The 14349-nt window shown below is 60.6% G+C and carries 14 protein-coding genes; 10 read left to right on the top strand and 4 right to left on the bottom strand.

What is annotated here, in order from left to right; translation table 11 throughout:
* The first annotated feature begins 19 nt into the window (after positions 1–19).
* From yfdX1 to C2U31_RS00820, 10 genes are all read left to right on the top strand, one after another.
* On the top strand, positions 20–934 hold the full coding sequence (gene yfdX1 / locus C2U31_RS00865) for a heat resistance protein YfdX1 (RefSeq protein ID WP_103271199.1): 915 nt from the start codon (positions 20–22) through the stop codon (positions 932–934).
* Between the two features lie 102 nt (positions 935–1036).
* The gene (yfdX2, locus tag C2U31_RS00860) at positions 1037–1924 is read left to right on the top strand and encodes a heat resistance protein YfdX2 (RefSeq protein WP_103271198.1); all 888 of its coding nucleotides are present in this window, start codon (positions 1037–1039) and stop codon (positions 1922–1924) included.
* 89 nt (positions 1925–2013) lie between these two features.
* Positions 2014–2625: a heat resistance membrane protein HdeD-GI gene (gene hdeD-GI, locus C2U31_RS00855; protein WP_016451631.1), complete on the top strand. Its 612-nt coding sequence runs from the start codon at positions 2014–2016 to the stop codon at positions 2623–2625.
* 79 nt (positions 2626–2704) lie between these two features.
* Positions 2705–3850 (top strand): hypothetical protein, encoded by a 1146-nt coding sequence (locus C2U31_RS00850; RefSeq protein WP_016451630.1) that lies wholly within the window; start codon positions 2705–2707, stop codon positions 3848–3850.
* Positions 3840–4280: a heat resistance system thioredoxin Trx-GI gene (trx-GI, locus tag C2U31_RS00845; protein WP_012761376.1), complete on the top strand. Its 441-nt coding sequence runs from the start codon at positions 3840–3842 to the stop codon at positions 4278–4280. Before C2U31_RS00850 ends, trx-GI begins: the two co-directional genes overlap by 11 nt.
* Before the next feature lie 3 nt (positions 4281–4283).
* Positions 4284–5999, top strand: a complete 1716-nt coding sequence (kefB-GI, locus tag C2U31_RS00840) for a heat resistance system K+/H+ antiporter KefB-GI (protein WP_023130202.1) — start codon at positions 4284–4286, stop codon at positions 5997–5999.
* Complete coding sequence (gene psiE-GI / locus C2U31_RS00835; protein WP_103271197.1) at positions 5996–6493, top strand: heat resistance protein PsiE-GI; 498 nt, start codon at positions 5996–5998, stop codon at positions 6491–6493. The genes kefB-GI and psiE-GI overlap by 4 nt, the downstream gene beginning before the upstream one ends.
* Complete coding sequence (locus C2U31_RS00830; protein WP_103271196.1) at positions 6471–7436, top strand: zinc metalloprotease HtpX; 966 nt, start codon at positions 6471–6473, stop codon at positions 7434–7436. The genes psiE-GI and C2U31_RS00830 overlap by 23 nt, the downstream gene beginning before the upstream one ends.
* 24 nt (positions 7437–7460) lie before the next feature.
* The gene (locus tag C2U31_RS00825; protein WP_103271195.1) at positions 7461–8612 is read left to right on the top strand and encodes a S1C family serine protease; all 1152 of its coding nucleotides are present in this window, start codon (positions 7461–7463) and stop codon (positions 8610–8612) included.
* Between the two features lie 232 nt (positions 8613–8844).
* A complete protein-coding gene (locus tag C2U31_RS00820; protein WP_003141085.1) occupies positions 8845–9753 on the top strand; it encodes a LysR family transcriptional regulator in 909 nt (302 codons plus the stop codon).
* Between the two features lie 603 nt (positions 9754–10356).
* Here the strand turns inward: C2U31_RS00820 and C2U31_RS00810 are convergent.
* From C2U31_RS00810 to C2U31_RS00795, 4 genes are all read right to left on the bottom strand, one after another.
* On the bottom strand, positions 10357–11628 hold the full coding sequence (locus tag C2U31_RS00810) for a type II toxin-antitoxin system HipA family toxin (protein ID WP_103271194.1): 1272 nt from the start codon (positions 11626–11628) through the stop codon (positions 10357–10359).
* On the bottom strand, positions 11625–12008 hold the full coding sequence (locus C2U31_RS00805; protein ID WP_233772579.1) for a helix-turn-helix domain-containing protein: 384 nt from the start codon (positions 12006–12008) through the stop codon (positions 11625–11627). The genes C2U31_RS00810 and C2U31_RS00805 overlap by 4 nt, the downstream gene beginning before the upstream one ends.
* A gap of 477 nt (positions 12009–12485) precedes the next feature.
* A complete protein-coding gene (locus tag C2U31_RS00800; protein ID WP_158658270.1) occupies positions 12486–12788 on the bottom strand; it encodes a hypothetical protein in 303 nt (100 codons plus the stop codon).
* Between the two features lie 43 nt (positions 12789–12831).
* Entirely contained in the window at positions 12832–14043 is a 1212-nt protein-coding gene (locus C2U31_RS00795; protein ID WP_103271191.1) for an HAF repeat-containing protein, read from the bottom strand.
* Between the last annotated feature and the right edge of the window lie 306 nt (positions 14044–14349).

Raw genomic sequence — 14349 nt, 5'->3', positions numbered from 1 at the left:
TACTTAGGAGCCCAATATCATGAATATCAAACAGCCCCAATCAACCTTCTCCGCACTTGCCCTGGCGGTCGTCGTCGGACTGAGCGGACCGGCTCAGGCCCAATCGGCGGCAGGTTCTAGCCCAGGTGCTGCAGCACCCTCTGCCGCTTCCAAGGCGGCGCAGCCACAGGTAGATGACAAGGCCGCCCGGGAAGCCGAAAAAAAGCGTGCTGAGCTCACTCAGGACGCCATCACGGCGCTCACCAAGACCCAGGAGGCTTTGACACTTCTTGATGCAAAGAAGACCAAGGAGGCGCTCGCTGCGCTGGAACTGGCCAGCGGAAAGCTGGAACTGGTATTGGCACGCGACGCCAAACTTGCTTTGGCGCCGGTCCATGTACGCGTCATCACCCGCGATATCCACGCCAACGTGGAAACGGTGAAGAAAGCGGTCAAGTTGTCTCGGGAGTTGTTGGGTGATGGCGAGGTTCAAAAGGCCCGGCCCATCGTCGCCAATCTGGCCAGCGAAATCGTGATCGAAACCGACAACCTGCCGATGGCAACGTACCCGGCAGCGATCAAGTCGGCCGCACGGCTCATCGACAGCGGCAAGATCGACGACGCCAAGGCGGAACTCGCCCGAGCACTGAACACGCTGGTGGTGACCTCGGTCGCCTTTCCTCTGCCCGTGCTACGGGCTGAAGCCGCGATGGCAAAAGCTGAAAAGCTGGCCGAGACCGACAAGCGCGATGCCAAGCAGAACGAGGAGCTCAGCACCTTGCTGTCGTCCGTGCGCACGGAGATCGAGATGGCGCAGATCCTGGGTTATGGCAAGAAGGCGGATTTCAAACCCATCTTCGATCATGTGAAGTCCATTGAGCAAAAGTCGGCTGGTGGCAAAAGCGGCAAGGGATGGTTCGACGAGTTGAAGACGCGCCTCCAAAAGCTGTTTTGAGGTGATGAAGGGGCCGACTGTTCGGTCGGTCAGTCTCGCGATGTTCGCAGTCAGCCCCAATAGATTCGCCTATTTTCACTAACTCACACGAGGCATATCACCATGAATGAGCAAACATCGAATCCCAATGCGACGAACAAAGAAATAAACGAACAGGCCGCGGTAAGCAGCCTTCCTGTCAGTCCACAGGCCAAGCCTGAAGTCGTCACGGAGGTACAGCCTGAGGTTCAGAAGGAAACGGACTCGCAGGCGGCAGACAAACGTAAACAAGTCCTCGATGAGGCAGTCTCGGCCTTGTCGCTGACCAAATCAGCGCTGGCCGCACTTGACGGCAAGGACGCTGCACGCGCATTGGCAACGCTGGCCGAAGTGACGGGAAAGCTGGAGCTGATCGTTGCGCGCGAACCCACGCTCGCCCTGGCCCCCGTTGATGTGCGCACCATCGTGCACGACTTGTTCGCCAACACGCAAACCATTGAGGCGATGACCGACGAGGCGCTGGATGCCCTCAAACATGGCGAGGTGCAACAGGCACGTCACGTGCTGGCTTTGCTGGCCAGTGAAATCGTGATCGCGGTCACCAACATCCCTCTGGCGTCCTATCCCGCAGCCGTGAAGGCAGTCGTGCCGCTGATCGATCAGGGCAAGATCGAAGAAGCCAAAGCCGCGCTGCAGTCAGCGCTCAGCACGCTGGTCGAGGAGCGCAGCGTGCTTCCGCTGCCCGTCCTGCGTGCGAAGCTGCTCCTGAAGCGCGCCGAGACCTTGGTAGAAGATGGTCAGCGGAGCGAAGCGTCCAATGAGCGCCTGGAGACATTATTGAACGAAGCGCGGCAGCAGTTGGAAATGGCAGAACTGCTGGGCTATGGAAAGAAGAAGGACTTTGAGCCCCTGTATGCTGAACTCAAGAAAGTCAAGCAAAAGACGGCTGGGGGAGGCGGCGGAAAAGGCTGGCTCGATGAAATCAAGGCAAAACTGTCCAAGTTGTTCTGAAACCCCTGGAGAGGGGGCGCATAGCGCCCCCTCTCTTGTCCCATGAGTGTTTGATTTTTTATTTTGTATAGATCTTTAGGAGATATTGCATGAACACAGACACCATCGCTAATTCCAATGCGGATGACCCCACCAAAGCACTGTGTTCGCTGAGCCAAAATTGGTGGCTTTTTGTGCTGCGCGGTGTCTTGGCATTGATTTTTGCAGCCCTTGCGTTCTGGATGCCACAATCGGCTCTGTTGGCCATGACCATCATGTTCGGCGCATTTTCCTTGGTCAATGGCGCTTTCAACTTGGTTGCAGCGGTGCGCCATATCCAGAAAAAAGAGCGCTGGGGCTGGCTGCTGTTCAGCGGCATTGTCGGCATACTTACCGGCGTCGTCGTCCTGGTTGCTCCTTGGGTCGCCACGATAGTCTTGGCTTCTTTTTTATGGGCTAGCGTGGGCTTCTGGGCGATTTTCACCGGTGTGCTGGAGATATCCGCCGCCGTTCGGCTGCGTCAAGAAATCAAGGGTGAAATTTGGCTTGCCTTCAGTGGACTGCTCTCGATTGTCCTTGGCGCTATCGTCTTGTGGATATTTTTTTCCCGTCCGGTCGAGTCATTCCTGGCCGCAGGCTGGCTGTTGGGCTTCTATGCGGCAGTCTATGGTGTCACGCTTTTGTTCTTGAGTTGGCGTCTTCGCAAAACGCGCCAGGGATAAGAGCGGGTCAAACTAAATTCTATGGATATGAGCATCCTCGATTCATACCTCCATAGAAATGACATCGAAGGAGTCATACATGCAGATGCAATATAGCTATCGAGCTATCGACAAAGAGTTTCATGAACCTTGGCAGAGAGCTTTGGGAAATGTGATCGAGCACGCCCTCAAGCCATTGCTCGACAAACACACTAAAGATTCAGTGCGACTTCAAATCGTCCTTGATCGCGACAAGATCAAGCGGCAATTTCTGGCCAGTGGCTATATGCACCTGCCCGGCAAAAAGACTGTCAGCGTTACTGCATCACATGACGAGCTGACGCCCCTCGCGCAGATGCTCGCACAGTCGTTGTTCCGTCAGGCCAAGAAGCATTTTGACCGACTGCATGCTCAGGATCAAATCAAGCGCAAAGCACGACGCGAGCGCTTGCGCGAGCTCAAGGTGCGGATTGCCGCAAAACCCGCATCAGCCGCCCATGAGGCCGAGGTGACCCGAATGCCTCTACTGTCGAAACTTGAGGCTGTCGCAAGGCGTGAGCTGGCTTATCTGCGGGCCGTCGGCGATTTACCGCGCGATTATCCGACGCTGCGCGACGTGGTGGATGAAGCGATTGTCCGAGCTGAGGTGGAATGGCAATCCGTGGCGGGGGGAAAAGAGGCTTACACCGGTCTTTTGAAGCATCTGTTCGCCGTCCTGGATAACGAAGTGGCAAACAGCCGGCAATTTGGCGAATTCGTTTCTCTGGACGCGCCGGTCGAAGCGGATGCCCAGGACGTCGCCGAGGCCATGGTGGAAGAGGAAGTCTTCGAATTTTATCAGCCCGATGACACACTCAGGCTGGCCGATATCATCGCTGACAGTCAGCATCCCGATGCCGCAACGATCGCGGAACAGGAGGAGCTAGTTGATCGGTCGAGCGAGTTCGCTTTTGCATTCGACCTGCTGAAGGACATGCCGCGTTTGTGGCGGCGCATTTTTCTGCTTATCCGTGTGGACGGGCTGGATGCCAGCAGCGTCTCTGAAATCCTGCTGATTCCTAGTAAGGAAGATACTGTCCAAAGGTGGCTCATGCAGGCCGAAGCGTTCATCGCTGCTCATTTGGAAGAGGCCGGAGTAAGCAAAAACGGGAACGATTGGCTCCAAGGCGTTGATTGGTCGGCATTGTCTGTGACCCGAAGCGCGGCAGCCTCACTGTGGTCCAAGGAGGCGAACCATGAAGAATGATCTTCACCTCGTCTGTCCGCATTGCCAGTCCATCAACCGCGTACCGACTGCGAAGCTATCGGAACATCCCAACTGCGGCCGCTGCCAGCAGCCCTTGTTCACGGGCGAACCCATCGAGTTGACCACGGCGACGTTCTCGCGCCACGTGGAGCGCAGCGATTTGCCGCTGTTGGTCGATTTCTGGGCACCTTGGTGCGGGCCGTGCAAGATGATGGCCCCGCAGTTCCAGCAAGCGGCGCGCCAGCTCGAACCCAGGGTCAGGCTGGCCAAGGTCAATACCGAGGCAGAACCCCACCTGGCCGCGCAGTTCGGCATCCGCAGCATTCCGACGCTCGCCCTGTTCCAGGGTGGGCGGGAGATCGGGCGTCAGGCCGGCGCCTTGGGCGCGCAGGACATCGTGCGCTGGGCATCTGCACAGGTGGGGCGCTGACCGATGCAGGACTTGCTCGGCGCCACCCTGATCCTGCTGGCGGCATGCAGCCTCGCGGCGGTGGCGACGGCGGCGTTCAGAGTACCCGCCTTGCTGGGTTACCTCGCCGTCGGCGCCTTGCTGGGCCCGTCGGTCAGCGGTGTAGTCGCGCCGGGAGAAGCGCTTGATTTTCTGTCCGAGCTGGGCGTGGCCCTGCTGCTGTTCATGGTTGGGCTGGAGTTCTCCCTCGGGCACTTCTGGCTTTCCCGTAAAACCGTATTGGCGGCCGGCAGCTTGCAGATGATCGCTGTCGCCACGCCACTGACCTTGATGTTGATGTGGCTGGGACAGCCAGTTCAGAGCGCTGCGTTGCTCAGCACTGCGGCGGCCATGTCTTCCACGGCGCTGGTCAGCCGGCAGTTGGCCGACCAGGGTGAACTCACCACACGCCATGGCCGCAGCGCCATCGCCGTGCTGGTCTTTCAGGATCTGGCCAGCGTGCCCCTGTTGGCCTTGCTGGCGATCTGGGCGCGCGGCGAGTCGCCGAAGGTCGAGAGCATGCTGCTCGAAGTGTTGGGCGTGCTGGTGTTGTTCGCAGCAGCGGCGGTTGCTTCGCGCCGTCTGTTGCATGGCCTGCTGGGCTGGGTGGCGCGGCGGGGCCACGAGGAATCGTTCGTGCTCGTCTCCTTGTGCGTGGTGGTGGCTGCCGCCGCCGCTGCGCACGCGGTCGGCGTATCCGCCGCCCTAGGGGCCTTCCTCGCCGGGATGGTGCTGGGCGAGAGCGACTTCCGGCACCACATGGAAAGCCACCTCAGGCCGTTTCGCGATGTGTTGTCGGGCGTGTTCTTCGTGACCATCGGCCTGCAACTGGACGGAGCACAGATTCTTTCGGCACCGCTGACGGTGTTGGCGTGGCTGGCAGTGCTGGTACCGGTCAAGATCGGGCTCAACACCCTGGCCTTGCGGGCGACGCGCCTGTCCGCCCTCGATGCCTGGCGCACGGGCATAGCGTTGGGGCATGGCGGCGAGTTCGCCCTGCTGTTGTTGGGCATGGTCTTGCAGCAGCATCTGATCCCCGCGACCGTCGTACAACCCATGCTGGTCGCGCTGGTGCTCAGCATGGCCTTGGCACCGCTGCTGATCCGCCATCACGATGTACTTGCCCGGTTCTTGAGCCGCACCGGCGGCGTCATTCAGCCACCCCAGGCTGAAGAAGTTGAGATCGCCGCGCAGACGGCGCGATATCGAGACCATGTCATCGTGTGCGGCGCGGGCGAGCTTGGCCTGACAGTCAGCGAGATTCTTCGCCACGCCGGCGTGGCGCATCTGTTGCTGGAGGCGGACGCGCAGAAGGTCGAGGCCGCGCGTGCCGCCGGCGCGCCGGTGTTCCATGGCGATGCCAGTCGGCCCGATACCTTGCTGGCTGCCGGCTTGACGCATGCGCACATGGTGGTGCTGACGTTCGCCCATGCCCAGCAAGCGTTGCGCATCGCCCAGGCGATTGCCGAGCGCCGTCCGGCGCTGACCTTGTGGGTGTCATGCAGAAGTACGACCGCGGCCGATGCATTTCGCGCCATGCCCAACGTGCGCGTGTACCAGCAATCCTTTGCCGCAGCTATTGGGCTGGCGGAACAGGTGATGTCGACGCTTGGCATGTCGACCGAGCTGATTGAAGGACACATCAGCGCAATGCGCCGCCGTCTCGACAGCAGCCGTTTTCCAGGGAGTTCATCGTCATGAAATCAACACGCCTTAACCCACTTCAGGTCTTGCGCGACCAATTGGCCATCATGAGTTTTTACGAGCGCTTCGAGCAGGTCGTCGCGCTCGTGCTGTCGGCGGTGATTGCCGTCATCATCGTGGTGTCGCTGTTCCAGCTCATCTCCATCGTCTTCACGCTGCTGGTTCTCGATCCCTTCAATCCCCTGGATCACAAGGTATTCCAGAGTGTGTTCGGCATGATCATGACGCTCTTGATCGCGATGGAGTTCAAGCATTCCATCGTGCGCGTGGCGCTGCGTCGGGACAGCATCATCCAGGTCAAGACCGTGATACTCATCGGCCTGATCGCGCTGGCGCGCAAGTTCGTGATCCTTGACCCCGAGGCGAGCCCCGCAAAGATAGCCGCGCTGGCAGGCGCCACGCTGGCTCTGGGTGCGACCTACTGGCTGCTGCGCGAGCGCGGCGACCGCGCCGCCGCGACCTCTGAGCATGACCCGTCATCATCCCAGTGATCCGCGCACGGCGCTGTTGCAACACCGCTGGCTCAACCGCCTGCAGACCGGGCTGTTGGTCCTGACCCTGGTCGGGATCGCAGCCGCCGCAGGAAGCCTGCTGTTCGGGGAAAGCGGCCTGTGGCTCGCGCTGTTTGCCGTTGCAGGCACGCTGCTGCTGGAGCCGGCAGCCGCGTCGGCGCTGACCCTGCGCCTGTATCGCGCGCGGGCACTGCACCCGCACGAAGCCCCCGAGATTTGGGCCATGTTGCGCGAACTGTCCGTCCGTGCCGGTTTGCCCGCAACGCCGGTGCCGCACTACGTGCCCAGTGCCGTCGTCAACGCCTTCGCCACCGGATCGAAGCAGGAGGCATCGATCGCCCTCACCGATGGCCTGCTGCGCCGCCTGAGCCCACGCGAGCTGGCGGGTGTGCTCGCGCACGAGATCGCGCACATCGCCAATGAGGATCTGCGCGTCATGGGGCTGGCGGATTCCGTCAGTCGCCTCACGAGCCTACTGGCCCTTATGGGACAGATCGCGATCCTGCTGAGCCTGCCTGCGCTGCTGGTTGGCGCGGCGGAGGTCTATTGGCCTGGTCTATTGTTATTGGCCGCATCGCCCCAGCTGGCCCTGCTCGCACAGCTCGGCTTGTCTCGCGTGCGTGAGTTCGACGCTGACCGCCTCGCGGCGGAACTGACGGGCGACCCGAAGGGGCTTGCGTCTGCGCTGGCGATAATCGAGCGGGTCAGCCGCTCCTGGCGTGCCTGGCTGTGGCCGGGATGGGGCAATCCCAAGCCCTCCTGGTTGCGCACGCATCCGGCAACGCAAGAGCGCATCTCACGCCTGCTGACGTTGGCGCCCAGGCCAGCATCAGCGTTGCCGTTTCACGAGATCCATTTCTTGCCGGAATCCGCTGTGACGCCGCGCCCGCCGCGCTGGCGCCCGAGCGGGCTATGGCGCTGATTGCCTATCAACAGGAGACTTCTCATGGCCTACCCTGACCCGTATCCACGCCCCGCACCGGATCCCTTCATCCGGCGCTGGCTCTTCATCACCGCCTGCATTGCTGCGCTCATGCTGCTGTGGCAGTTCCTGCCCGCCATCGAGGCATGGTTCAGTCCGCGCGAGGCGGCAGAGCGCACCGTGACGGCGCGCGGCGACTTGGCGGCGGACGAAAAGGCCACCATCGAACTGTTCGAAAAATCACGCGCCTCGGTGGTCTACATCACCACCGCGCAGCTGGTGCGCGACGTCTGGACTCGCAATGTCTTTTCCATGCCGCGCGGCACCGGTTCGGGCTTTATCTGGGACGATGCCGGCCACGTCGTCACCAACTTCCACGTCATCCAGGGTGCTTCTGAAGCCACGGTCAAACTCGCCGATGGCCGCGACTACCAGGCCGCGCTGGTGGGGACGAGCCCAGCGCACGACATCGCCGTGCTCAAGATTGGCGTCGGTTTCAAGCGCCCGCCGGCCGTGCCGGTCGGCACCAGTGCCGACCTCAAGGTGGGTCAGAAGGTGTTCGCTATCGGCAACCCCTTCGGCCTGGACTGGACGCTCACCACCGGCATCGTCTCCGCGCTCGACCGCTCGTTACCCGGAGAAGCGGGCGGCCCGGCCATCGATCACCTGATCCAGACCGACGCCGCCATCAACCCTGGCAACTCCGGTGGGCCGCTGCTCGATTCGGCAGGAAGGCTCATCGGCATCAACACGGCGATCTATAGCCCCTCCGGCGCCTCGGCCGGGATTGGTTTCGCCGTGCCGGTGGACACCGTCATGCGCGTAGTCCCGCAACTCATCAAGACCGGTAAGTACATCCGTCCGGCGCTGGGCATTGAGGTGGACGAACAGCTCAATCAGCGTCTGCTTGCACTGACCGGAAGCAAGGGCGTGTTCGTGTTGCGTGTTACCCCTGGTTCGGCAGCGCACAAGGCCGGCCTCGCGGGTGTCGAAGTCACGCCGCAAGGCATCGTGCCGGGCGACCGCATCATCGATGTTGATGGCAAGGCGACGGACGATGTGGCCAAGCTGCTCGCGCGGCTAGACGACAGGAAGGTCGGCGATGTGGTGGTCTTGTCAGTGGAACGGGCCGGCAAATCGCGCGAGGTGCGTGTGGAGCTGCAACCCGGGAATTGATTGAACTGAACCTGTGGATCAGGCGGTAGTGCAGCGTCGCGGTGATTGAGGTTCTCAGGTCTTCGGCCAGGTAGCGTTCCGCCTCAACCTCCGTAATTTTCGGATGCGATCTGCCTATCCGAATAGGCAAGCATGCAACGCCGGAACCTCTTGCCAATCATCGAAGGAGAAAGCGAGGCGCAATCCGCATGAGGTGGACGCAGGCCAGGAACGAGGCAAACAGGAGGCCGCATTGGAACTCAGACTACTGCGCTATTTCGTTGCGGTCGCGGAAGAACTGCATTTCGCGCGAGCGGCCGAGCGCCTTGGCGTAGAACAATCGCCTGTGTCGCGCGCAATGCGCAATCTCGAAGCCACGCTCGGCGTGCAGTTGTTCGACCGCAGCGCGCACCAGACGCGACTGACCTGGGCCGGTCAAGTGTTCCTCGGTGAGTGCCGGCGTGTGCTGGCCACCGTGGAGCAGGCGGTGAGTGCCGCAAAGGCGGCGGCGCAGGGCTATCAGGGTTATCTGCGCATCGCCATCTGCGACAGCTTGGCGCAGCCCCACATTGCCACCTTGCTGGCGCGCAGCCGCGAGGAAGAGCCCGAACTGGAGATTCGCGTCTTCGAGCTGCCTTTCGCGCAGCAGCTCAAGGGCCTGCACAACGATCTGCTGGACATCGGCTTTGCGCTGTCGGACGCGGTGAGCGAAGGCCTTGTCGCCGAGCCCGTGTGGACCGATCCTCTGTCGGTGATCGTGCCCGTGCGCCACCCCTTGTTGGCGCACGCGGAAGTGCCATTGGATGAAGCCTTGAAGTTTCCGTTGGTACTGTGCCATCCGGACGCGGGATCGGGCTGCCACCACCAGATCCAGGCGGTGCTTCAAGGTGCGTCCAAGCCGCTCAAGCTGGTAGATCAGGTGACGAGCCTAGGCGTGATGCTGACTCTGGTCGGTGCCGGTTATGGCCTAGGTTTCGCCATTGCCTCGCAGGTGCAGACCCTGAACCGCCCCGACATAACCGTTCGCCCCTTGGCCGGCACGCCGCCCATGCTGTCTACCTACCTGCTGCGCCGCAGCGCCGAACCCTCTGAGCCCATGAAGCGGTTTCTGCAGCGCGCCCGCGAGGAGTTCCTGCCAAAGGGAGATGAACCGGCCTCGTGACGTTGAGCGCTCGGGTACATTGGCTACTGCTGGCTGTCCATGGCTCGCACTGGACTTGCTCGGAGCGCGCGTTGACCAAGCGTGGTTTTCAGTCCATAATTATGTCCATCTCGGTTCGCCGAGTGCGGAAAACTCGTTATCAATCAACGAGTTGGGAACACGATGATGTTCCCATCACCCGCTCCAGCATCATCATCCAAGGAACTCCAGGCTCGTCCAACGAGCGTTGTAAGTGGTTGATTTTGGGAAGGTATTCCAAAATCTAGCGTCCACTGGCATCCATGGAAATCCACCGCAAGCGCCGTCGAATGTGTAGATTCATGTGTAGATCGGAATACGGTTGCGGCGGATCCGGATTGTTGATGGGATAGCGCAAGCGAGGACGCCAAGCTCGCACCAACTCACTGGAGTTGGAACCATGGCACTTTCCGAATTTGCATGCCGCAAGGCACTGCCCACCGCCAAGAAGCGCACGCTGGCCGATGACCTCGGTCTCTCCTTGCTGATCCCCGTACACGGCCGCAAGGCTTGGCATTTTCGCTTTCGTTGGGGCGGGGGCGCCCAGATGATGACGGCGATGTTGAACGCTGACGTGGAAAAGTTTCAGTCGCGACGTGCGACTGCACGAAACTCTGCATGGGCCACGAAAGCTCCCGCCGTCAGAGCAATATCGGCCCCTGCAATACCAGCCCTGCGCGCTGCTTCCTGCCACACATCGACCGCTGCCGCCACTTCCTCCACCACCTGCCGGGCAGGGCCGTCGCCAAGTCCGTAGAACGCCGCCGTGCCGAGAACCATCTGCAGATTCGGCCGATTGTCGACGTCGTCGATGTTCAGGACATGCTCCGCTTTGTCGATGTTCGGGTTGACGTCAAACGCTGGCGCGAGGCGCCACCCTGTCTTGCCAAGCACGAAGCCGTGGTTGCGCAGGTGATCGTCTCGGTTGCCGATCGCGACGTTGAATGCCACGCGACGGAAAAGTTGTGCCAGGTCTGCGTCTGCATGTTCCGCATCGCCCTGGGCCCGGATGAACTGCGCCAGTTCCAGGTAGCTCGTGCCCTCGCTCTGCGTCTTGCGCAGCAGCGTCATCGCCGAGGCGTAGAAGCGCCGGGCGCCATGTGTGCGATCGAACCTTTGCACGCAGAAGGTGTGGAAGTCGTTGCCCAGCCTGATCAGTCTTGCGGGGGGCACATCCACGCCAGCCTTCCGGGCCAGTTGATGAGCAACGTACTCCCAGGCTCCAACGTCCCGGTCGTCATCACGGGCGGGGAACTTGGCGATCCAGAGCGAGCTGTCGGCTTCGGTGAAGTTGGCCTTTGGCCTGGCCCCGCCCAACGAGGCACCCGGCGCGACAAGTACCGCCAGCCACCTGCGCAGGGCATCGAGGTCGTCGATGCGCCGGTTGCTGAGCTGATAGGCCACCGCTTCCAGTTCGCGCAAGGTCGTCACTGGCGGAGCCGCCATCTTCTCGTCACCAAGGAAGGTTTCCGTGCCCGGCCGACGAAAGCGCAATGCGCCCTGGCGGGTCTGGTCCTGCACACCAACCAGGAAGTCCCAGGCGTAGAGCGTGCGGGGCGGCCGCTTCTCGTCCTTGGCCAGCAATGCCTCACGGCGCTTCATTAGCGTTTGGCCCCAGCGGTCAGGCGATGAGTCCAGGAAGATCCCGAAGTTGCCCAGTTCCGGCTTCGGAAAGAAGGGGTGCTCGTCCAGGGAGAGGCCGGGGTCCAGCGCAAAGGCGCGAGGGTCTTTGAGCCAGTCCCGTTCGTAGTGAAAGCGGATCTGGCCACGGTCATGAGCCAGCGTGCCGACCAGACATGGAGGGCCGAGGTCATCGTCCAGCCAGACTTCCAGGGCGCTGTCCTGCTGCTTGCTCATTCAGACCCCTCGCGGTTCCGGGCCGACGAAGGGCTAGCGACCTTTCGGCGCCTGGCATCGGGTGATGGCTCCAACGCCAGATCCTGCAATTTGCGCCCGATCCGGTCGTCGGCAGCCAGCAGATTGAGATCGCCTTCAAGGCCCAGTACAGCCAGTACCCTGACATAGGTGCCCAGGGTCGCGCCCGGGGCGCCTGCCTCGACCTTGTACACGGTGGTCCTGGAAATCCCCGCACGTTGTGCCACTACCGCGCTGCTCAGCTTGCGCCTCTTGCGCGCAAGACGCAGCCGTTCACCCAGCTCGGAGAGCAGGCGCTGCTCTTGGGGAAAGACAACAGGTGGTTTGCGAGGCATGTTTTCTATTATGGACAAAAAAATCAAATTTTGTCCATAATAGGGAAATTAATAGCCTGTAGCAAGAACTCACCACCAGATGTCAAATGGTACGGAATCGAGTCCATCGCTGCTCTGTGGGCAGGGATAAGCAAGTATGAATCAATAGGCTATGTGCAGGATTCGATTCCCGTCGCCCGCTTATTTTGAACATCACATCTAACTTGTGATTCTGAGAGGTTTCCCAAGTTTTTGACGTTATGGGAAATTTCTCGTGTGGGCTTCGCTGGCAATCAGTGATATCTGCCCACAGCCTCCCCATAATTAGGCACGCCTTTTGGCCTCTAAATGCGGTCTTCGGCGTATCACATGGATTGTTGTCATCGCAGTCTCGCTTTGGCTCGATATGACCTCCGTCCCGTAAACACCACCCCAGTCAATGGGCGAGCGAGGACGGCGACAGGGATGAGTGATGGCGTCACCCCCGTTTTTTGGGAGAACGCCAGTGGGAGCCGTTTGGATATCCTATTCCTCTGACATGATCCGGCGGAATTCCTCGGCAGTTATCGGAGGACTTCCGTCGGAGTCAACGTCGGTGATCATCTCGTCAATGTCCTCTTCAGACAGGTCATCACCGTTTGCCCGCTCCAACCACGCACCACTATTGCGAGCCACGTCCTTGCCAAGTTGCAGATATTTTCCAACCAAATCGTCCTTCGAGCCCTGTGCATGACTTTGAACGTAAGTGCTCATCGACAAGAGAAACAAGAAGAAGCAACAGACGGACTTGTGAATTGAGCGGCGACCAGGGAAACCTGATGGGTTCATAAGATGCTCCATTTGCGGTTGGAACAAAAGGTGGTTCATGCAATTACGGTGTGCAGAGGTTCTGCACGATTGCGTGTAAATCCTGCCCTGAGCCCGTTTCGCTGCCGCCTGCCAGATAGCATCCGTCCTGGCTGAGTGCGATGGCTCCGCTGTTCTTGCCCCCTGGCAGCGTGCCCAAGTCCACCGAACCGCCACCAAGGGTCCATTTGAAGGCATGGCGGGTACCATCGTTCATTTCGCTGGAACCGATGACGTTGCCATTGTTGCCGATATCCGTCACCGAGGGATGCAGGCCGCCGATCGGCGCGGGAATATCCGTGCGGATATTTGTCGTGCTATCCCAATAAAAAGGAATTGAATCCCCATTGGTGTTGGCGTACTTGCCTATGACCTGACCATGGGAGTTCAACTTCATGGCAACGCTGCGCTGGGCGCCGGTGGTCAGCACCATGGGCGCAGAGGTCGGATTGTTCCACAGCACTGCGTGGCCGCCTTGTGCGCCAAAATCGCACTGGCCCAGGATGCGCGCGTTTACTAACTGGCCGGCACGGCAATACAGCGCATCGGCGGGCAAGGGCAGCGCAGCGGACGCATAGGCGCCCAACAACCCCGGTGACCAGAGCACAGGCTGGGGTCGGCCATTGCTGCCTGGGCAGTTGCCGACGATGCTGGGCATCGTGGAATTTTCGGAATAATCATCAATGTCGGCCGGCATGCAGTTCGTGGCAACCAGCCCCAACAACCCTGCAGGCAACGAACGGGCGGTCGTCTCGTTATTGCGCCACATCACGGGCAGCGCGGTGTTGTCTGCGCTGACACTGACCCCCGCAATGGCGCCGCTCTGGCTCAAGGCGGTGACTTTGGTGCGAACACCGCCAACCAACGCCTGCAAAGCCTGTACAGACGTGGGGGCCGTGGCATTCCAGACGACACCCGTGTACAGCGAATTGCTGTTAAAGCAACGGCCGAGGATGCGGCCCACATTGGTGATGGCGCCTGCCGCGCAATTGCGACCTGCGACCAGATGCGCCAGATCCACGGCATTGCCAGCCGCCTGCGCGACAAAGCCCGATGCCGACCCGTTCGATTCGGAGCAGATGCCCACTACATATCCGGAATCGTTGACATTCAGGCCTACGCACTGCGGGCCCGAGGACGCGCCTATATCCTGCATGGGCCCCGCCTGAGCCACGGGAATGGTAAGAAGCAGGCTGCCGGAGATAATCAAAGAAAAACAAGAAACCGAAGCAGTCATGCGTATTCTCCAAGAGGAAACGAACGAGCTGACGATAAAAGACGATTTTCTTGCGGGCAGTGAATAATCTTGTGAAATATAGAGACCGCATTCAAGCACGAGATAACATTCGTGCGCCAATGTGTGATTGGTATTGAAAACACCAGCCCAATAGCTCAGGGCTTCTTTGGTGGCCCGGAAGCGCGATTGGAGGCTGAGAGATAGTGGCGGAATTGGCCGGCGGCGATCTGGAATCGGCCTCGGCTCGCGAGGCCTATCCACGCCATCAGGGCATCGAGCGTCTTGCGCAGCGAATAATCGATGGTT

This window comes from Achromobacter sp. AONIH1 (genome assembly GCF_002902905.1).
In the GTDB taxonomy this organism is placed as follows: Bacteria; Pseudomonadota; Gammaproteobacteria; order Burkholderiales; family Burkholderiaceae_B; genus Achromobacter.
The sequence above is the reverse complement of the archived record's forward strand: the minus strand, read 5'-3'. Positions and strand labels throughout refer to the sequence as shown.